Genomic DNA, 21,399 nt, shown 5'->3' with positions numbered 1-21,399 from the left:
CTGCTAGAAATTAATTCTATAGGCACAAATATATTAAGTTATAAATAAAAACCATAAAAAAATCCACATGTTTTCCTTGGAAGATCAACATGTGGAAGATATCAATATTTAGTTATCTGATATATAATATCCAAGGAAAAACTTAATTACTTGCTTTCCTTGTCTGCTTCGTCGCGTTCCTTTAAGAAGTTAAGTACAGCTTGATGTTGTGCACGACGCTTCTTAATGTTCTTGGAGTTTACAGGACGACGATCATTTGCTACGCCAACATGTGTGTTTTGTGACATTCTTAGTTCCTCCTTTTCAACTCATATACTTGCTTATTTTATCTTAAATTACAAATTATTTCAAGGACTTATCCAAAATTCTTTCTCATGCTGTATGATTTTATGGTATATTTAAGCTAATATATTTCAATCAATAACAAGGAGTTATTATTTATGAAAAGAATCACTTGGATCGATGTATCCAGAGCTATAGGAATGCTCGCTATTATTTTTGCCCATTCTCTAAATTCATATACTGGAAATTACTTCAGCAATATCTTATTTGCAGTCAATGTTCCTATTTTCTTTGTTTTATCTGGTTATCTTCATAAAGATAAATCATATTCTAAAATAATAACAGGTGGATTTTTCAATTTATTACTTCCATATATTTTTACATCATTTATTATGATAGTGATAACTGCTGTCTCACTGCATTTTCACCCAATTTATCTTGGACGCATCGCTGATAGTACACGATATGCAACTCTAGCAGCTTTATATGGAGCAGGGACACCTATCAATAATTTACTTGGAAAGTTCTTTATTCCAGCTATTGGTGCTATTTGGTTTTTATTAGCTATGTTTCTAGCAAATATTTTTTACAGTTTTATTATTAAACTAACTACTAAATATAAGGTATCAGATAATGTAACTACTATAATATTTATAGTTACTACTTTTATCGGCTTTTATATAGCAAAATTTATTCAACTTCCATGGTCTTTAGATGCAGTTTTAGTTAGTCTTATCTTTTATTGGTTTGGATTTTTAATTAAGAAATATAATTTAGTTAATAATGGCAATTTCATCACTTTTATTTTTTCAGTATCTATTTGGTTTGTCACAGCAAAAATTGGTCCTTTTTATCTTAATGTATCTGCTGCAACAAGCTATACAGGTGCTATTATTGGTGGAATCGCTGGTAGTTACGCTATCATGGTATTTTCAAAATGGTTTGCTAATATCTCACCTGAAAATATTACACATATCGTACAAAAATATGGTGAGTTATCATTAATTGTACTCTGTTTCCATATTATAGATATTTCTGCACTTAACATAACAGCCTTAGTTCAACATATTTTCTTACCACATGGAATGCTGATATTTACTATAGCTTTAATCATTTACCGTATCATTTTTACTTATATAGCTATTATTATCGTACCCTATATTCCAATTATTCGTTCATTCTATATGTTTAGAAAATATCCTTTTAAATTTAAATAAGTTCAAAGCTTCAAGAATTCTTTTTATTCTTGAAGCTTATTTATTCCTTCCAATTTCTCACAAACAGCCTTATACTAATTAGGTACATTCATTAAATTCAAGTTTAACTTGGACTGGTTCGTAAACTTCCCAGTATAAAAAACCAAGAATCTCAAAGGAGGTAGGAGAAATGAATGACAGACAAAAAGTTATCATTGATTGTGATCCAGGAATTGACGATAGTTTGGCCTTGATGTTAGCTTTAACATCGCCCAAACTAGAAGTCATCGGTATCACAACCGTTTCCGGTAACGTTCCTTCCGATATAGGTGCTAAAAATGCCCTCAAAATCTTAAATCATTTAAATCGTCTTGATATTCCAGTTTATCAAGGTGCAGCAGCACCACTTAAACGTGACTATGTTGATGCTATGGATACTCATGGTAAAGACGGTTTAGGTGAATCTTATCTACCTGAAATCTCAGGTATTCCTATTCACGATAATGCTAGCAAGTTTATTAATCAGACTCTAGCTGATAATCCTAATCTAACAATTATTGCATTAGGTCCTCTAACCAATATTGCATTAGCTCATCAAGCACAGCCAGATGTTTGGAATAACTGTACTCGCTTTGTTTCAATGGGTGGAAATTTCAAAAGTTTTGGTAATTGCTCTCCTGTAGCCGAATATAATTATTGGTGTGATCCTGATGCTGCTAATTATGTTTATCGACATCTTCCCGTAAAAATCGAAATGATAGGACTTGATGTTACACGAAAAATTGTGCTTACTCCAAATATTTTGGAGCTAATTCATCAAGTTAATCCAGAACAAGCTGATTTTATTCAGAAAATTACAAGATTCTATTTTGATTTTCATTGGAAATATGAAAAAGTTATCGGCTGCGTCATTAATGACCCTTTAGCAGTGGCTTACACCATTTTCCCAGAATTATGTACTGGTTTTGATTCTCATACTGAGATTGAAACTAAAGGTATTAGTATCGGGCAAAGTATCGTTGACGAAATGAATTTTTGGCATAGACCTATCAACAGTCACATTTTGACAGAGGTAGATAACATACGTTTTATGCAAATCTTCTTGCAACGTACCTGTTCAATTGATGCAGAACTTCTGGAAAAAATTTTGCCACAATTAATATCGGAGGAATAATTCATGAAAAAATTATCAACTAAAATCATAACTATCTTAGCTTTATGCATCGCCTTAAATATTGTCGGAAGTAACATTGCTTTACTTTTGAAACTTCCAATTTACTTAGACACTATCGGTACCATTCTAGCTGCGTCTTTAGCCGGCCCAGTTGGTGGCGTTACTGTAGGTGCTTTAACTTCAATCATTGTCGGATTAACAACTGACCTATTTTCACTATATTACTTACCAGTCCAACTTATAATCGGTTTTATCGCTGGCTTAGTATATTCACACTATGCAGCAGATACCTTTAAAAAGTTATGGTGGTTAGCTATTATTATTTCTTTACCTGCTACCCTAGTAAGTTCTGCTATAACATTATTCCTATTCCATGGCATTACTAGCTCTGGATCTGCTATTATCGTACAAATACTGGCTAAATTAGGTTTAAGTAAAGGATTAGCTGTATTCCTTGTTCAAGTTGGAACTGACTATCTCGATCGTTTAGTTGCTATTTATGTCGTTTCACTTGTTTACAAAATCCTAAAGAGTCGTATGTCTTTAGGAGTAACTAAATATTAATTTCTCAACAAGATTAGCATAGACTAATCTTGTTTTTTTATCAAAAAAAGCCGAGTATCCAAACTCGACTTTCATATCTATTAAGATTCAGAAGCACCTGATGTTGCATCTACTTCTGGTTCAGCAACTTTTACTTCTTCTACCTTTGTTTCTGATTCAGAGGCACCTGATGTTGCGTCTGTTTCAGGAGTAGCTACTGGTTCTTCTTTTTTCTCGGAAGCTCCGGATGTTGCATCTATTTTTGCATTTTCATCAGCTACCAATTTTTGACCTGTCATCTTCAAATAAGATTCAACTACTGGCCAAATATCAACTACCCATTCATTAATTCCACGGTAACGACCATCTTCATCATGCATTGCCTTGTAATAATGCATCACATGCTTTTCATTAACCTTATTAATAAAAGGTACTGGCATACTTACAAGATCTGTTTCACCTGTACGTAATGAATGAACTACATGTTTTACACCCTTCAAAGCACGTTCTGGGTGAACCGATTCTAATGGATCCCCAACTTGCTTAGGTTGACGAGGTGCTAACATATCTTTAGGATTTTCATCCATACGATTGTAGTAGATAAATTGGTTATTATCATCAGCAAATGTCAATTCAACTGGCATTGTATTCAAAAACCAGTTAAGTTGGTTAACTGTCAAAAGGCCTCTATCTAACTTAACATAAGTATCACCTTCGACTGCATTAGTCTTAGCTGCAGCTTGTTCTACCCAGTCTTCAGCCTTCATATCTACACCCTTAACAGTTGTATCAATCTCTTGAGATGCAGTTAGGTCTTCTGATTCCCAGTCACCTTTTACATCATTATTTTTCTTCATAGCTTTTAAGACTTTGATCCACTTTAAGAAGTTGCCCATAACACTTTCTAAGAAACTAACAGTTCTTGCTTCTTTTAAGTTACCATTTTCATCAAAAGCTGATTTGACATTTCCTAATAAGAATTCATCCTTTGGCATTACTAAAGCATTTACCCCTGGAGATTCTAAGATTTGACGTAAATCTAATTGTGCTCTACCAGAACCTTGTTCAAAGTAAGAAGCACCTACCAATAATACTGGTTTATCTGCGAATGGATGAACACTAGAAGATAACCATTCAATCACACTCTTTAAAGCAGCTGTAGTTGTATGATTATGTTCAGGAGTTGCAATAATTACACCATCTGCTGCAGAAATCTTCTTATCTAAATATTCTACAGCTGGTCCCATTTCCATTCCTGCTCTAAACATTGGAACATCTCTAATATCAAGAATTTCAATATCAATTGTTTCTTTAAAATGGCTTGCTATGTATAGCATTAATTTACGATTATATGATTCATCGGCAATTGAACCGATAATTCCTACTAATTTCATCTATGACACTCCTTTGACTAATCTTTCCATGAATAGTTTTCTACTTCTTTTCTTTGTTCATCATTAGCATTTGTTAGATGTTTTGAAATATTTGAAAATACTTCAAAGTCTTCAAACAAGCCCTCTAATAATGTAACTTTTTCTTCGTTATTTAAATTTCCATCTTCATCAAATGCTTGCAATGAATGACCTAATAAGAATTCTGAACTTGGCATAATTCTAGCACTCAATTCTGGTGAATCTAAAATTCTGCGTAAATGTGCTTGAGCTCTCGAAGTACCTAAAGTACCGTAAGAAGCTCCAACAATCATAACTGGTTTACCTACAAAAGGATGTCTTGCATAGGATAGCCATTCTAATGCATTCATTAAAACAGCAGGTACTGAATGATCATATTCAGGTGTAGCAATAATCACGCCATCTGCTGCTTCGATCTTCATAGAAATTTCTGCTGCTTTTTCTGGGATAACTCTATCTTTGTTCTTAAAAAATACTGGTAGGTCACTAATATCAACTAATTCTATTTCTGCTTTTTTACTGAAATGGTTCTTAATATATTGCATTAATTTAAGATTGGTAGACTTTAAATCATTAGTGCCGGCAATTCCAACATAGTGGTTCATAAGCTTCAACTTCCTTTAACTAATTAATTATCTTTATAAGTTTATTTTTACACAAAGTCTGTTTCGTTGCAAGCACTTTCAGTTTTATTAAATTATTTTTTGAATCTATAAAATATTTTTATATCTGGCAAAATTAAAAAGCATAAAACCAGTATTTATCTACTTGCTTTACACTTTTATAACTAATTTATTTAGTTTTTAAATTAACATTTAGTTCTGTTGTTGATACTCCAGGAGAACTAATTTTAATTGTGCCAATATTCTCATTCTTGCTATTTTGGGATTTAATCTTTGCATTAGATAGATCTTTATCTAGAGTCAATTCAGCTTTTATTAGTTTAGGATCTGTATTTTTTGCTACCCAAATGTTAGTATCATTTACTTTCAAACTTACTTTTTTGTCTTTCTTAAGAGCCTGAGCAACACTTTTTATATCTTTAGTATTTACTACTTTATCATTATTCATAACTGATTCAATCATTTTGTTAGTTTCAGCAAATTGCTTATTGTAATCCGAAGTATTTAAAACAACTGTTATAACACGTTGTCCGTTGAAAGTACCAGTTCCTACAAAGCGATACCCAGCATCATCTGTAAAACCAGTCTTAAGACCATCTATTGTTCCATTTTTAGGAGCTGCATAACTTCCTTCTAACATATAATTAATATTTTCCATATTATATGTTTGATCGGCACTTATTTTAAAATCAACATTCTTTTGTTTAGTAATATCTATTACTTCTGGGTAATTGTTTACCAAATATTTTGAAATTAATGCAATATCTTTTGCTGAAAATTTATTTTCTTGATTATCGTCCACATTTTTTAACTTTAGTTTACCTAAATCTGAATTGGGTAAACCAATCATATTATAAATTTCAGCATCCGTAACTCCAGCCTCACGGGCTACCTCTTTCATTTTTTCATTAAATGCCTGAACACTTCCAGCATCTGCTAAAGCTAAAGCTTCAGTACTGCCGTCTGCTGACACAATCATCATAGATTCTACCAACGATCTAACGGTATAGCTTTCACCCTCATTTAATTGAACATTAGAAAATTGCCAGTTATTAGCCATATCTGCTACATCTTTGCTTACTTTAATTTTTTGATCCCAGTTTAATTTTTGATTGTGGATATCTTTCATGATAACCGCTAAAGTTAAAATTTTAGTCAACGACGCAATAGGATATTTATTATTAGCATTTTGTTGATACAAAACTTGTCCGGTGCCAGCATCAATCATATACGCGGCTTTTGCATCAACTCTATCAGCTTTTATTTTTTCTAGGCTCCCCATACTAATTATAATTGCCATCCCTAATATGATTAATGTTAACCAATTTCTATATAGTTTCTTCATAAATAATACTCTTCCTCATTAATTGAATTATTACTTAATAATACCTTATATTTATTTCTATTCTGTTAAACTAAGATTGTTTTATTTTTTCACTTCTTAAATTATTCTTATCCACGTTTGTAAATCCAAACTTTTAATATAAGTGGATAAAATTGTTATTATTCTACAACTTATCCACTATTTATCCACAAAAAATGTGTATAAACTACTTATTATTTTTAATATCCGTATGTAATTTCATATTTTTATATATAATTAAGTAGAGATTCTTCACTTATTCACAAAGTTATACACAAAGATGTGCATAACTTTTAAAAAAGACGGATAAAAATTATTATTTTTAATAATTCATCCGTCTTTTATTCTTACTATTTAGCTTCTGCTTTTTCTTTTCGCATAATAGCTGATTTTAACATAAATGGTGCAATAATTGTCGTCAAAACTATTACAATGATTACACTTGAATAAAACTTATCTGATAACAAGTGCGCCTCATATCCTACCTGTGCGATAATCAGTGCCATTTCTCCACGAGAAACCATTCCTGCACCGATGATATCACCTGAATGCCAACTCATACCCAATAATTTGGCACCTAGTCCGCATCCACCCCATTTGGTTAGTAACGATAAAATTAACAAGACTACTATGAATAACCAGTTTGTCCATAATCCTTTAAACGTCATACTTAATCCAATTGACACAAAAAACATAGGAATAAATACTGCATAACCGATTGGTTCAATACTTGAATCTATTTCTCTCTTATATGGAGTTTGCGCAACTGCTACTCCAGCAAAGAAAGAACCTACCACTGCACTTAAACCAACTAAATCAGCAAAAAATGCCATTCCCAAGCAAATTACTAGTGACATTAAAATTTCACTTGAAGATATTAATAGCTTTTCACTTATCTTCATTAAAAATGGTGCAATCCATCTGAAAACTAGGTAAATCCCAATAAAGTAAATCACTTGAATTAAAATACCTATACCTAAATTTGACTGTGTATGTCCACCTTCTGCCTTAGCAACATCGCTAAAAATACTTACTAAAATACTTAAAATTAAAACTGCTAATATATCATCTATTACTGCAGCTCCTAGTATAGTAGTACCTTCTTTAGTATCTAATTTTTTTAATTCTTTTAATACTTCAACTGAAATAGACACAGAAGTCGCAGCAAAAGTTACACCAAGAAAAATTGCTTCTTCATTAGTAAAATTATAAATTCGTCCTAACAGATATACTAAAATAATTGGCGCAATTACACCAAATAAAGCTACTGAAGTGGCAGGTTTAAGGTATTTTTTTAATAAATCTAAATCACTTTCCAATCCTGCCATAAACATCAAGATGACCACACCAATTTCTGAAAAAATGTGGACAAAATTGTTATTTGTCACCCAGCCTAGCATTGCTGGACCTAGAATAATACCTACTAATAATTGTCCAATTACTGCAGGCATTCCAATTTTCCGACTAATACTGCCAGCAAAAGCAGTTGTCAGCAAAACCAAGCAAAGTGTTCCTAAATAGGTCATATAATCTTCCTTTCAAAGTACCTAAAAATTACTCTACAATATATATTTTACAAAAAAAATATTTGTCTTAAAAGTCAAATACTCTGACTATCCAATGTAAACGTTACCTCTATGACCATAGAAGTTTTTCTATAAAAAGTCTATAATGATAATAAACATTCTAAAAGAAAGGACCGTTATTATGAAATTCAATCAATTCGCTCATGTTCAAGTTCCTTTTGAACAAAAATTAACTGAACTCAATCGTATTGCTTTTCTTCACGCTGGTGATGAAGATTTAGCTAGCAATCATATCTACCATTTGTTTTTAAAACGTACTTTCCCAAACTACAAATCTGAAGCTGCTAAAAATCAAGCTCTTTTTAATCTAGCAGCTACTGAGAATGCTGATGTTTTAACTTATTTAAATTCTAGTAAGATAAATTCTCGAGCTTTCTATGCCATTGGTCTACAGCTTTTAGGCTTTGAAGTTGGACTAGATTTTGATTTAAAAGATCCATTTTCTGCAATGGACAAATTAAACTTACCATACCAAAAAGAGATAAATCATCCTAATGATGTTATAAATGCCTGGTATGACTTATTGTGTACTTCAACTAAAAAAGGACAAACTTTACTCGATATTCTAGCCAATCGTGGTTATTTCACACAGTTTTATAAATTAAACCTAGCAGAACCAATTTTCTTTAATGGAAAAGCCCAACCTGTTTTTGATACAAGTAAACTTATCCACGAGGTGGTCTATGTTGAATCAGAATTAGATACAGATCATGATGATAAACGTGATTTACTAAAAGTTATCATTACACGTCCAGCTGTAACTGATAAAGGTATGAAAGTTCCAACCATTTTCACAGCTAGCCCTTATTATTTAGGAACCAATGATGCTAGTGCTGAGAAAATGATGCACAGTGTAGATCTGCCGATTAAGCGTAAGGAAGTTAAACATCTTTCTTATCAAGATATTAAATACCATAAGCCAGCAACTAAACTTCCTAAGAAACGCCCAGTCGTAATTTCTACTAAAAATGCTGAAGAAAGTTGGGAACATTTATTTACATATACCTTTAATGACTACATGCTAGCTCGTGGATTCGCTGTTGTCTATTCTGGTGGAGTTGGGACTTTAGATTCTGACGGATACCGTACTTGTGGTGACGAAGCTGAAACTTTGGGAGCTAAGGATGTTGTTGAATGGTTGAACGGAAAGAGAACAGCTTTTACAACTAAAGAAGCAAATAAAGCTATCCCTGCTTGGTGGTCAAATGGAAAAGTAGCGATGACTGGAAAATCATATCTAGGAACACTTGCCACAGCTACTGCTACTACTGGTGTAGAAGGATTAGAAACTATCATTAGTGAAGCAGCTATTTCTAGCTGGTACGACTACTATCGTGAAGGCGGACTTGTTATTGCACCGGGTGGATTTCCTGGAGAAGATGCCGACATTTTGGCTGAAGAATGTTTTAGTCGTCAAAAAAGTGCGGGTGACTATAATCGTGTTAAAGATGGCTTTAACAGATTCTTATCAACTATCACTAAAAATCAAGATCGAACCACTGGTAATTACAATACTTTCTGGGACGCACGTAATTATTTAAAAGACGTAGGCAACATTAAGTGTGATATTGTGATGGTTCACGGTCTTAATGACTGGAATGTTAAGTTAAAGAATGTATTTAACTTATATAACAAACTTGGTGATATTGAAGTAACTAAGAAACTTATCTTACATCAAGGTCAACATATCTATATCAACAATTTCCAATCACTTGATTTCACAGATATGATGAATCTTTGGTTAAGTCATAAATTATATGGTGTTGAGAATAATGCTAAAGAATTACTCCCAGATATCTTAGTTCAAAATAACACTAAAGAAAGTACGTGGGAAACTTATTCTAGTTGGCAAAGCAAGAACTTCACTAAATTATACTTAAATTCTAATTCTCTCTCTGCACAAAAGAAAGAAAAACAAATTTTAGAATTTAACGATTATTTACCAGAAGCTACATTTAAACACTATCAAGCAAATATCAATAATTGGAAAGAAGATATTCTTGCATCAACTAGTCCAAAACTTGAAGCTAACCGTTTGATCCTCACTAGCGAACCTTTAAAGCATGAAACTTTACTTAAAGGTGTTGCTAAAATCAAATTAAAGATCGCTAGTCAACTTGATCATGGTTTGGTTAGTGTTAAGTTGGTTGATTATGGCGATGCTAAACGTCTAGGAGCTACTCCTACAATTCTTGAAAGACGTGGCTTAGACTTAGGTTATCATTGGCAAGAAGATAATTTAGTAGAGTTTAAGTTAGCTAAAGAAACACCGTTTAAGATGATTACACAAGCTCACTTGAACTTACAGAATCGTCATAACGACTTTAGTACTGATGAACTTGAAGCTAATAAGTTCTATGATGTTGAAATTACTACGCAACCTATGTTCTATCATCTTCCTAAAGGACATAAATTAGGTCTAGTAATCTATGCAACTGATATGGAAATGACTTTACAAGGTAATGAAGAAATTTCATATCGCATTGATACTACAGGCTCATATTGCCTACTCCCAATAGAGGAATAAACAAAAACGCAGATGAAACAAGACATTATTGTCTTGATTTATCTGCGTTTATTGATTCTACTTATTAATCAAATTCATACTCCCTAAAAAATAATTAATTATAATCATATATTAAATAATTAACAGAATTTTTTTCTTGACCTATTTTTCTAATAAAATATTATCATTTAGTATCACATCATATTAATTTGTTTGAAATAGACCGACTACAACTTTTCTTCACACTCATTATTTTTTTGGTTTTATCTAATTTGTAAATCTAAACATAGAACCTATTTCCTAATTTGTACAAATTTAACTCTTTCTTGCATAAATTCTTATATTTCTTCAGTATCTAAACATAACAATAACTAAAATAAGCCTATTATTACTTTATAGTTGTAATAATAGACTTTATTATTATGAGCATGTAACATTCAAGGCTATTAACTTTTCTACAGTTTCTAATAATTGATAGTTACAGAAATAATTTTCTGTTATTATTTTCCCACTTTCAAGTTATATGGCTCATATTAATTTACTAATTAAATCAGTTAACAAACTTGCATAATGGTTAATCACAATCCACCCTGTAATTGCTATTACAATCATATAAGCAATATAAATTACTAAACCTACATAAATTTTATCAATTTTTGTTTCTTTTAATTCAAATGTTACTGATAATATTCCTATTATCCATATCATTGATATTAACCCCAAAACGACATCTATTAATACAACAGAATTTGCACTTGCATTAGATACAATTAATGAATGTACAAGCAACACTGCATTTAATAAAATTATCGAAGATGTCTTATGTGCAACTTCATTCGCTAAATTTAAATAATTTCTATTACTATTTGAGAAGCCTTTTTCTGCCAATAATATAACCCCTATTATTACAAGTGAAGCTAAAAACGTTGCTAAAAAGAATACTATAAACACATTGAATCCTACTGGGTTACTTGTACTAGAAGAAGTTTCACCAGAAAAGAATGAAGTTATTGAACTTGAATTTTCAACAAAAGTACCTACTATTTTTCTTACTAAAATCATTACTGATAACGCAAAAAAGGTACTTTCAATGGCTAAAGTTACCAGACCAGAATATTTTTCACCATCTTCAACTTTAAATGGATGCTTCCATGACGAAACCAACCAATTCCAATAATTCATAGATACTTCTTTCATTTTATCTGTATTTACTGTCTGTTTGGTTTTAGTAGTATTATCAACATTTTCCCTTATTAATTGATATCCACAGGTGGTACAAAATTTTGCACCTTCTTTTGTATCTGATCCACAATTTGGACACTTATTCATAATATATTCCCCCTAAATTAAAAATATGATTACATTATACTACTCTCTTTATGAAAATTTATATCTTATTCTAAATAAAGTAATTTTTCTACTAAATGTATAAACAACTTAAAACAATAGATGTATTAAAAAACCAGTAGCTTTTTACACTACTGGCAAACTTTTGGCAAACAACCATGTTATTTTTATTGTTTTTTGATTAGATTTTGTTCCCTAAACTGCCATTAAATAGGTATCTCGTCACCAAGTTGCATTAGCAACTTATTCCCATTCAATAGTTGCAGGTGGCTTAGAAGTAATATCATACACTACGCGGTTAACGTGGTCTACTTCGTTTACAATGCGTACTGAAATTTCTTGCAATACATCCCATGGAATTTGTGCAAAGTCAGCAGTCATACCATCAATCGAAGTTACTGCACGAATACCAACTGTGTAGTCATAAGTACGACCATCACCCATAACACCAACAGAACGAATACCTGGTAATACTGTAAAATATTGCCAAATTTCCTTATCTAAACCATGTTTTGCAATTTCTTCACGTAAGATAAGATCAGAGTCACGTACGATTTCAAGTTTTTCTTCTGTAATTTCACCAATTACACGAATACCTAAACCTGGACCTGGGAATGGTTGACGCCATACTAATTCGTGTGGCATTCCAAGTTTTTCACCAAGTTCACGAACTTCGTCTTTAAATAAGGTATTCAATGGTTCAATTAATTTAAATTGAACATCTTCTGGCAGTCCCCCAACATTATGGTGAGACTTAATTGTTTGAGCAGTATCTGTACCAGATTCAATGATATCTGTATACAAAGTACCTTGTGCCAAGAATTCAATTCCTTCTAATTTAGCAGCTTCATCATCGAAAACACGAATGAATTCATTACCGATAATCTTACGTTTCTTTTCTGGATCAGATACACCTGCTAATTTATTCAAGAAACGTTCTTTAGCATCAACTTTGATAATATTCAAGCCAAACTTGCCACCCAAGCTATCCATAACTTGTTCAGCTTCGCCTTTACGTAACAAACCGTGGTCAACAAAAATACTTGTTAATTGATTACCAATAGCTTTATGTAGTAATACACCTACAACAGATGAATCTACCCCACCAGATAATCCAAGTAAGACTTTCTTATCGCCAACTGTTTCACGAATCTTTTGAATTTGCATGTCGATAAAATCGTCCATAGACCAGTTGCTACGAGCTTGACAAACGTCGAAAGCAAAATGACGTAAAATATCGTTACCATATTCTGTGTTACGTACTTCCGTATGGAATTGTAACCCATAGAATTTCTTAGCATCATTAGCCATTGCGGAAATTGGGCAATTATCACTTGTTGCTGTAACTTCAAATCCTTCTGGAACTTGTGTTACTAAGTCACCGTGACTCATCCACACTGTTTGAGTTTCTGGTAATTCTTTGAACATTACATTTTCTTGATCCTTAACTGTAATAATAGCCTTACCATATTCCTTATTATCAGCACTTTCTACTTTACCACCTGGTAAGTTATGTGCCATTAATTGCATACCATAGCAAATACCTAAAATAGGAATTCCTAATTCAAAAATTTCAGGATCTATTTGGAAAGCACCATCATCATAAACACTGTTAGGACCGCCAGAGAAAATAATTCCTTTTGGATTCATTTCTTTGATTTGAGCGGCTGTAAGCTTATGTGATAGTAACTCAGAGTAAACACCGAATTCACGAATACGACGTGTAATCAATTGGTTATATTGACTACCAAAGTCTAAAACGATAATTTTATCAAATGTTTGCATATCAACATTAGCCAAGTCTTTCACCTCATCTTAAATTTCATTACACTTTGTACCTATTATACATAGTTAGCAATCATTGAGCAATGTTTTAAACCATAACTCATCACTGACTTAGTATTTTCTCAAAAACAACTCATTTACTGCATGATTATTCGTCTTATGCATAATCAAATCAGCACGATTACGTGTTGGTAAGATAAATTCCCGTAAGTTCTTAAGATTTATCGTCTTCCAAATATTTTTAGCCATTTCAATTGCTTGTTTTCGATCACCAATCGCATAAGGATAGTAATAATTTGTAGGATCCTTGAAGGCTGTATCTAGTAAAGTTTCAAATCTTTCCAGATACCATTCTTCAATCAAATTTTCTTCAGCGTCTACATATATTGAAAAATCAAAAAAATCACTCACATAAATTTGTTGATTAGTTGGTAATTGTAAAACGTTAATCCCTTCAACGATTAAAATATCTGGACTTTCTACTGTTTCATATTGTCCTTTTACAATATCATAAACTTTATGCGAATATACTGGCGCTTTAGCAGGCAAATTATTCTTAACATCATTTACAAAGCGTAATAGTCTTCCCATATCATAACTCTCTGGAAATCCTTTTCTTTCCATTAAGTTACGTCTTTTTAGCTCTTGATTAGGGTATAAAAAACCATCCGTTGTAATAAGTTGAACCTTTTTATCCGGATAAACTTCACTTAATAAGCTCTGTAATAGACGAGCAGTAGTACTTTTCCCCACTGCAACTGATCCCGCTATCCCCAAAATAAATGGTACTTTTTGAGCTTTTACTCCTAAAAATTCAGCTTGCCTATCTTGTAATTCCTGATGCGAATCTAGATGTATTCTCAAAAGGTGTACTAATGGCATATAAATATCTTGAACGTCTTTTAAAGAAATTTGATCATTTAAAGATTTTAAGTTCAACAATTCTTCTTCAGTTAATGGAACAATATATTCCTGATAAAAATTACTCCATTCATTTCGTTCTATTTTATAATAATTTAATCTATTTTCCATATTTTTTCTCACAATTGCATATTATTTAACTTTTTCATTATATCATATTATTTTATAATTATATTGCGCTTTCAAAGAGCTAATAACAAATAAATTTAAAGGTGGTAATTAGTTATCTATGACAAATTTAGTTTTATTTGGAGATAGTATTACAGCCGGTATGACTGATGGCTATCCTTCTCCAATATTTTCTAACGAAATTAGAAAATATTTCCCAAATATTGAAATTTTAAACCGTGGTGTCCCTGGAGATCGTACTGACTTGGCTCTTTCTCGTATCCAAGCCGATGTCATTCAAAGTAGTCCTGATATTGTTACTATTTTCTTTGGTACAAATGATGTAACAGATGAAGGCCCAGATTATCAAACTTTTATCTCTAATATCAAAGAAATGGTAACTTTAATTGGGATTAAAAAATGTATTCTCATCACTCCTGGGATTACTGGAACTAGCTTACAGACACTCTATCCTAATCAAAAGTTATCCCAATATGCTCAAGGAATAGTAGCGTTGGCTAAAGAACTTAATGTTACCTACTATGATTGGCATAGTGTCGCAATCACTTATAAATCTAGTGACTTACTTCAAGTTGATGATATTCATTATTCTAAAAAAGCTTACGAGCTTCTAGTTCAAGGACTAGTTCCTTTAATCGAAGCTAAAGATAAAATCAGTATGGAAAATAAAGAAAAAGATTTACTAGAAAATCAATGACTATACACAAATAGCACTTACTCAAACTAACCTAGTTGAAGCAAGTGCTATTTTATAAGCTACTTTTTTATTTTTAATCTTATAAGATCTTAGCTAAGAAATCTTTAGCACGTTCAGAAGTTGGATGTTCAAATACTTCTTCTGGTGTTCCTACTTCTTGTACGTAACCGTCTGCCATAAACCAAATTTGGTCGGCAACTTCTTTAGCAAAGCCCATTTCGTGTGTTACAACTACCATAGTCATTCCGGAATCAGCTAAGTCACGCATAACCTTCAATACTTCCCCTACCATTTCTGGGTCTAACGCACTTGTTGGTTCGTCAAATAACATTACTTCTGGATCCATCGCCAAAGCACGAGCTATCGCTACACGTTGTTTTTGACCACCAGATAAACTATCTGGGAATTGATTTGCTTTATCAGCTAATCCAACTTTAGCTAATAATTCTTTTGCTGTCTTTTCTGCTTGTACTTCATCAACGTTCTTAACTTTCATTGGAGCTAACTTGATATTTTCCAATACACTCATATTAGGGAATAAGTTAAATCCTTGAAAAACCATGCCCATTTTTTCACGTAAAGTATCTAATTCCTTCTCAGAAATATGAGTTAAGTCTTTTCCTTCAAAAATTACTTTCCCACCTGTTGGTCGTTCCAACACATTCAAGCATCTTAAAAATGTACTCTTACCAGAGCCAGAAGGACCGATTACACAAATAACCTGACCTTGTTCTACTGATTCAGAAATGTCTTTAAGAACGAGATTATCTCCAAACTTTTTTTGAAGATTTTGTACTTCAATCATCTTTTTGTTACTCATGTTTCATCTTCCCTTCAAAGTAATTCAAGCCCTTAGATAATGTAAAGGTTAATACAAAGTAAATTACCATAGTGATAGCCAATGGAGCTACCCCTTTATAAGTAGCGGATTGAACTAATTGTGTTTGATACATCAAGTCACCTACACCGATGACTGATACAATTGAACTTTCCTTAATCAGAGTAATAAATTCATTACCTAAGGCTGGCCAAATATTCTTAATTGCTTGTGGAATAACAACATATTGATATGTTTGCTTTTGACTCATACCTAAACTTCTAGCGGCTTCAGTTTGACCAATTGCAATTGATTCAATACCTGAACGAATAACTTCAGCTACATAAGCACCAGAGTTCAGAGATACAGCAATGATACCGGCTGCTAAAGCTGGTAAGGATTGAATAACTGCACCAATTCCAAAGTATACAAACATTACTTGTACCATTAATGGTGTACCACGAATAAATTCAATATACGCAACTGCTAAACCATGTAGAAGTTTGTTATGACCTAAACGCATTAAGGCAAGAATAATACCTAATACAAAACCAATCAATACAGATACAACTGTAATAATTAATGTATATTCAATACCTTTTGCGAAGTATGTCCAGTAACTAGCCATTGTGTTATTTTTGCTAGATTCTTTCATATACTTAGCTGCTTCTGGAACGTATTCTTTATCTAATAAATCCTTCTTCTTAATATCAGCAATTGTCTTATTTGCAGCTTGAGTTAAAGCTGTCGCTCCTTTAGGGAAAGCCATCGCAGCCCCTGTTTCGTTAACATCAACACTTACTTTAGAGTTAAATGCATATAAGTTAGGATTATTTTGTACGTAAGCCTTAGCTGTTGGTTCTTCCATCAACACCCCAGATACCTTACCAGATTGTAAAGCAATAATTAAGTTGTTTAACTTAGCTAATCCTTTAACTGTTGCTCCAGGGAATTGTTGTTTAACCAAATTGTATTCCAAAGCACCATTTTGAGCACCAACTGTTTGACCTTTAAAACTTTCCTTAGATGTATACTTGCTCTTGTCTTTCTTGTTGATAACAATGTACTTACCACCAGAATAGTAAATATTAGAGAAGTCAACACTCTTACGACGTTCATCAGTTGGGTTCATCGCAGAAATAATTGTATCAATTTTGCCTGTTTCAAGTGCAACTAGTAAAGAATCAAAATTCATATTTTTAATAACTAATTTAACACCTAGATCTTTAGCAAATTTCTTAGCAATTTGAATATCAATTCCGACATACTCAGTCTTACCATCTTGCTTAGTGGTAAATTCGTAAGGTGGATAATCGGCACTTAAACCAACTACTAATGTTCCCTTTTCTTTTACTTTTTTCAATGAATCGTCTGTTGTCTTAGCTGTATCAGCGGAAGAACTGCTAGAAGTTGTATCAGCAGTAATCGCAGCAAATGGTGTAACTACCATCATGAGTACAGCTAAAAGCATTACTATCTTCTTAAAAATTTTCATACTCATAATCTCCCTCGTTAATATAATCTATAGTTTTCAAGTTGATATGATTAGTATACTTTTTATTGTTTATTTATGCAAGTATTTTTTGTAATTTTGTATATTTTATTCATAATTTATGTTTAAATCGCATTAAAAATGAATAAAATATATTTATGTAACAGTTTTCTATAAAATAAAAACATCAATGAGCTTGTTTATCTACAAAACTTCATTGATGTTTCTCTAATTATTTCATTTTATGTTTCTTTGATGAAACTTGATAAAATATGAATGCCACTAATCCGAAGAAGACTGGACCAGCAATTGTCCAGAAGGCTGTCTCAAAGTCGCCATCTAAAATTGGTTGAACACAAGTAAAGATAATACCTGCTGATAAGATAATTTCAATAATAATTACTAATAAGTTAGTCCAGAATGGATTCTTAAAGGCTACAAATGAATGTTCAATCTTCTTTTTCTTAAAGAATGGGAATGCCCCAACTAAGAACAGATATGGAAAACTAGTTGATACATTTGCCATATCAGTTAAGATCAAATAAAATCTTTGTGCTGCCGATCCACCAAAGGCTACTAGGAAGATAATTACACAAACAATAATTGCTTGTAACCACATTGCATTAGCAGGCATATTATGTTTATTTAAACGAGTTAACTTCTCAGGCCATAATCTCTTATCTGAACCTAAAATAAATGACTTGATTGGTGAATATAATAGGATAAACATAGCTCCTAAGAATCCTAGAACTTGTGTTAAAGCTACAAATCTTGTAATTAACATACCTGTTGTATGAGATGTAGCTGCTGACCAACCTAATGACTGTCCTAAATAAACACCTAATTGATTAAAGACAATATATGTAATATTTCCTAAGTTTACACCGTGTTTAGCAACAACAGAATTATAGTTAACACTGAAACCTATCATAAATATCATGATTACATAGGCACCGATTGTAAATAAACTAGCTATAATCAATCCACGAGGGAATGTCTTTTCTGGTTTATCCATACTATCAGTTACACTACCTAAAGATTCCATTCCACCATAAGCAAAAATTGCATAGACAACGAATGAAATAATGGCGATTGGTGTTTGAAATTGTGGATTAGGTGAAGTGATGAAATCTTTCATTCCGTGGATAGGTTGTGCTAATTGCCCATGATTAGCAAAGATAATAACTAAACTGGCAATTAAGAAGATAATATTAGTTACAACTGTAAAAATTCCACCTAAAGAACCAACTTTAGAAATTGAATCCATTCCTTGTGTGGTAAAGAATGTTGAAATTAAAATGAATAAAATTCCTAAAATACCAATAACTTCAGTGGAAGACAAACCTAACATTGACCAATGTTGAGTAGTATCTTTCCCAAAAATTAATGCAGAAAATGTTATCCAGATACGTGAAGCTGTTGATACCATCCAAACAATCCAAGAGGCTAACCAGATAAATGTTCCGATGAAAGCTGCACGTTCTCCAATTGATTCAGCTAGCCAAGAATAGATACCACCTTTTGCATCTTTAAATGCAGAACCATATTCTGCCATCATTAAACCACAAGGGAAAAAGAAACATACCCCTGCTAAAATATACCAAATAATACTACCATAACCCATTTGTGCATAAGCATTAGATACATTACCAAAGCCAAAGATAGCGGTAATAATCATCATAACTAAGCCAAATGTTGTGATTTTCTTTTTATTTCCTTCCAAAATCTCCACTCCATATTTGTATAATTATTAACTACTAAAGTATATTCTTTTTTCTACAATTTGTACTAATTATGATAGATTTTTTATTGTTTTATAATAAAAATTCATTTTTTATACCATAAATTTGAATTTTAAAACACAATATTCACTATATATTCATACAGTCTATACTGATTATCAGTTTACAATTGCAAAAAAATTCATTTCTTCTAAAATTCGCCTAATTTGAAAAATATACTTGTTTCCTGTATATTTTATTATTATGAAGGGGTGAATGTATTTTGGATATTAATGAACATCAACAATGGTTGATTAAATTCTATGAAAAAAGAGATTGGTTTAAGTATCCACCTCAAGATCGAGTTAATTACATGACAGAAGAGCTTGGAGAATTATCTCGTGCTGTTCGGACAATCGAAGTTGGACGCGATCATCCTGGTGAAAAAGTTCTAAATCAAGCTGAAAAAGAAGACAATTTAAGAGAAGAGATGGCAGATGTTATTGATCAAGTGCTAGTATTGGCTGCTAAATATGATATTAAATCTGATGAATTACTTGAATATAGTGAAAACAAGTTAAAGAAACGTTTTAATATGGATGTCTAATATATGAAGAAAAAAACTTTATTTTTTCTTGTTGCTTTATTTAATCTAGCAGCTAATTATGCCCACCCAGTTACACCTACATATTTTAAGATGCTTCATCTTGATAATTCTGTCTTTGGAACAGCCTTTGCTGTAATGTCTTTTGGTATCTTTATCGCCTCTCCCTTTTGGAGTAAAATTGCAGGTATAGTTAACTCCAAGTCTGTTATTGCAATAGGATGTATTGGCTACGCTATTGCACAATTCTTATTTGCAGTTGGACATACAACAAGCCTGATCTTAATTGGACGATTACTTGCCGGACTAGCATGTGGTGCATTCTTTGTGGGTGTGCTTAACTATATTGTTAATCTATCTAGTGAAACAAATCGAGGAGCTAACTTAACTCTTAATGCTACTATTCAAACGGTTGCTAGCGCCTTAGGTTATTTTGTCGGTGGAATGCTTGGTGCGTATAATGTTTATCTATCTTTTGCAGTTCAAGTTATTCAACTAACTTTAGTCGGAATATTATTCTATCTTTTACTTGAAAAAGATTCGCAAAACACTGATAGTTTGCAATTATCTCTTATATTGAAGGAATCAAATCCACTCAAACGCCTCGAAGATGGACGTTTATTTATGAATAGAGCTTTTGTCCTATTATTTTCTGTTTCAATCTTACTTTACTTGGGATATACTGCCTTTGATCAAAGTTTTAACTACTATTTAAAAGACATATTTAATCTTTCCAGTAGTTTTAATGGAATTTTCAAAGGAGCAATTGGGATTATCTCTTTGATTGTCAATACTTCTATTGGCTTGTATTTGATGAAAAATACTAAGATTAGTAAAAGTTTAATTTATGTACTATTAGGTGCTTCAACTTTAATGGCACTTATCTTATTTAGCCATCATTTAACAGCTTACGTTATCAGTAGTTGTATATTCTATGGTTTCTATGCTTTGAGTACACCACTACTTCAAGATTTAATTACACAAGAAGCTCAAGTTGAGACACGTAACTTAGTATTAGGATTTTATCAATCAACACAGTCATTGGGACAAATTTTAGGTGCTTATCTAGCTGGAATTATTTATAATTTCAGTTCACAAGCCCCGTTCTTACTATCTTTTCTTGCTTTACTAAATGCATTTCTTTGTTCTATCTTTTATCAAAGAATTTATAAAATTTAATTCAATAAAAAAGCAATTTTGA

The 21,399-nt window shown here is 32.1% G+C and carries 18 protein-coding genes and 1 riboswitch; of the genes, 7 read left to right on the top strand and 11 right to left on the bottom strand.

What is annotated here, in order from left to right; translation table 11 throughout:
- Positions 1–146: 146 nt before the first annotated feature.
- Positions 147–287: a hypothetical protein gene (locus NOU10_RS03895; RefSeq protein ID WP_003701828.1), complete on the bottom strand. Its 141-nt coding sequence runs from the start codon at positions 285–287 to the stop codon at positions 147–149.
- Between the two features lie 153 nt (positions 288–440).
- On the opposite strand from NOU10_RS03895, the gene NOU10_RS03890 reads away from it, so the two are divergent.
- From NOU10_RS03890 to NOU10_RS03880, 3 genes are all read left to right on the top strand, one after another.
- Positions 441–1,499: an acyltransferase family protein gene (locus tag NOU10_RS03890; protein ID WP_255906059.1), complete on the top strand. Its 1,059-nt coding sequence runs from the start codon at positions 441–443 to the stop codon at positions 1,497–1,499.
- A 107-nt stretch (positions 1,500–1,606) separates the two neighbouring features.
- Positions 1,607–1,651: riboswitch (PreQ1 riboswitch) on the top strand.
- Positions 1,652–1,668: 17 nt separating this feature from the next.
- On the top strand, positions 1,669–2,652 hold the full coding sequence (locus tag NOU10_RS03885; RefSeq protein ID WP_255906058.1) for a nucleoside hydrolase: 984 nt from the start codon (positions 1,669–1,671) through the stop codon (positions 2,650–2,652).
- 3 nt (positions 2,653–2,655) lie between these two features.
- On the top strand, positions 2,656–3,216 hold the full coding sequence (locus NOU10_RS03880) for an ECF transporter S component (protein WP_255906057.1): 561 nt from the start codon (positions 2,656–2,658) through the stop codon (positions 3,214–3,216).
- An 80-nt stretch (positions 3,217–3,296) separates the two neighbouring features.
- Here NOU10_RS03880 and NOU10_RS03875 read toward each other — a convergent pair whose 3' ends face one another.
- The 4 genes from NOU10_RS03875 to NOU10_RS03860 form a co-directional block, all read right to left on the bottom strand.
- Complete coding sequence (locus NOU10_RS03875; protein WP_255906056.1) at positions 3,297–4,589, bottom strand: NADPH-dependent oxidoreductase; 1,293 nt, start codon at positions 4,587–4,589, stop codon at positions 3,297–3,299.
- A 17-nt stretch (positions 4,590–4,606) separates the two neighbouring features.
- Positions 4,607–5,212, bottom strand: a complete 606-nt coding sequence (locus NOU10_RS03870) for an NADPH-dependent FMN reductase (RefSeq protein ID WP_255906055.1) — start codon at positions 5,210–5,212, stop codon at positions 4,607–4,609.
- A gap of 187 nt (positions 5,213–5,399) precedes the next feature.
- Positions 5,400–6,575: a D-alanyl-D-alanine carboxypeptidase family protein gene (locus NOU10_RS03865; RefSeq protein WP_255906054.1), complete on the bottom strand. Its 1,176-nt coding sequence runs from the start codon at positions 6,573–6,575 to the stop codon at positions 5,400–5,402.
- Between the two features lie 368 nt (positions 6,576–6,943).
- Positions 6,944–8,119 carry a cation:proton antiporter gene (locus tag NOU10_RS03860; protein WP_255906053.1) on the bottom strand — a complete coding sequence of 392 codons (1,176 nt, stop codon included), beginning with the start codon at positions 8,117–8,119 and terminating at the stop codon, positions 6,944–6,946.
- 181 nt (positions 8,120–8,300) lie between these two features.
- Here NOU10_RS03860 and NOU10_RS03855 point away from each other — a divergent pair, with 181 nt between their 5' ends.
- Positions 8,301–10,706: a Xaa-Pro dipeptidyl-peptidase gene (locus NOU10_RS03855; RefSeq protein WP_255906052.1), complete on the top strand. Its 2,406-nt coding sequence runs from the start codon at positions 8,301–8,303 to the stop codon at positions 10,704–10,706.
- 507 nt (positions 10,707–11,213) lie between these two features.
- Here NOU10_RS03855 and NOU10_RS03850 read toward each other — a convergent pair.
- The 3 genes from NOU10_RS03850 to coaA form a co-directional block, all read right to left on the bottom strand.
- Entirely contained in the window at positions 11,214–12,014 is an 801-nt protein-coding gene (locus NOU10_RS03850) for a zinc ribbon domain-containing protein (RefSeq protein ID WP_255906051.1), read from the bottom strand.
- A 261-nt stretch (positions 12,015–12,275) separates the two neighbouring features.
- Positions 12,276–13,817, bottom strand: a complete 1,542-nt coding sequence (gene guaA / locus NOU10_RS03845; RefSeq protein WP_255906062.1) for a glutamine-hydrolyzing GMP synthase — start codon at positions 13,815–13,817, stop codon at positions 12,276–12,278.
- A gap of 111 nt (positions 13,818–13,928) precedes the next feature.
- Positions 13,929–14,849, bottom strand: a complete 921-nt coding sequence (gene coaA / locus NOU10_RS03840; RefSeq protein ID WP_255906049.1) for a type I pantothenate kinase — start codon at positions 14,847–14,849, stop codon at positions 13,929–13,931.
- Between the two features lie 118 nt (positions 14,850–14,967).
- Here coaA and NOU10_RS03835 point away from each other — a divergent pair, with 118 nt between their 5' ends.
- Positions 14,968–15,564, top strand: a complete 597-nt coding sequence (locus tag NOU10_RS03835) for a GDSL-type esterase/lipase family protein (RefSeq protein WP_255906048.1) — start codon at positions 14,968–14,970, stop codon at positions 15,562–15,564.
- A gap of 79 nt (positions 15,565–15,643) precedes the next feature.
- Here NOU10_RS03835 and NOU10_RS03830 read toward each other — a convergent pair whose 3' ends face one another.
- The 3 genes from NOU10_RS03830 to yjeM form a co-directional block, all read right to left on the bottom strand.
- Positions 15,644–16,384 (bottom strand): amino acid ABC transporter ATP-binding protein, encoded by a 741-nt coding sequence (locus NOU10_RS03830; RefSeq protein WP_003705436.1) that lies wholly within the window; start codon positions 16,382–16,384, stop codon positions 15,644–15,646.
- Positions 16,377–17,876 (bottom strand): ABC transporter substrate-binding protein/permease, encoded by a 1,500-nt coding sequence (locus NOU10_RS03825; protein WP_255906047.1) that lies wholly within the window; start codon positions 17,874–17,876, stop codon positions 16,377–16,379. Before NOU10_RS03825 ends, NOU10_RS03830 begins: the two co-directional genes overlap by 8 nt.
- A gap of 229 nt (positions 17,877–18,105) precedes the next feature.
- Positions 18,106–19,596 carry a glutamate/gamma-aminobutyrate family transporter YjeM gene (yjeM, locus tag NOU10_RS03820; RefSeq protein WP_255906046.1) on the bottom strand — a complete coding sequence of 497 codons (1,491 nt, stop codon included), beginning with the start codon at positions 19,594–19,596 and terminating at the stop codon, positions 18,106–18,108.
- Between the two features lie 281 nt (positions 19,597–19,877).
- Between yjeM and NOU10_RS03815 the strand changes: the two genes are divergently transcribed.
- On the top strand, positions 19,878–20,201 hold the full coding sequence (locus tag NOU10_RS03815) for a MazG-like family protein (RefSeq protein ID WP_255906045.1): 324 nt from the start codon (positions 19,878–19,880) through the stop codon (positions 20,199–20,201).
- Positions 20,202–20,204: 3 nt separating this feature from the next.
- Complete coding sequence (locus tag NOU10_RS03810) at positions 20,205–21,377, top strand: MFS transporter (RefSeq protein ID WP_255906044.1); 1,173 nt, start codon at positions 20,205–20,207, stop codon at positions 21,375–21,377.
- Positions 21,378–21,399: the final 22 nt, after the last annotated feature.

This window comes from Ligilactobacillus sp. MP3 (assembly GCF_024436335.1).
GTDB lineage: Bacteria > Bacillota > Bacilli > Lactobacillales > Lactobacillaceae > Ligilactobacillus > Ligilactobacillus salivarius.
The sequence above is the reverse complement of the archived record's forward strand: the minus strand, read 5'-3'. Positions and strand labels throughout refer to the sequence as shown.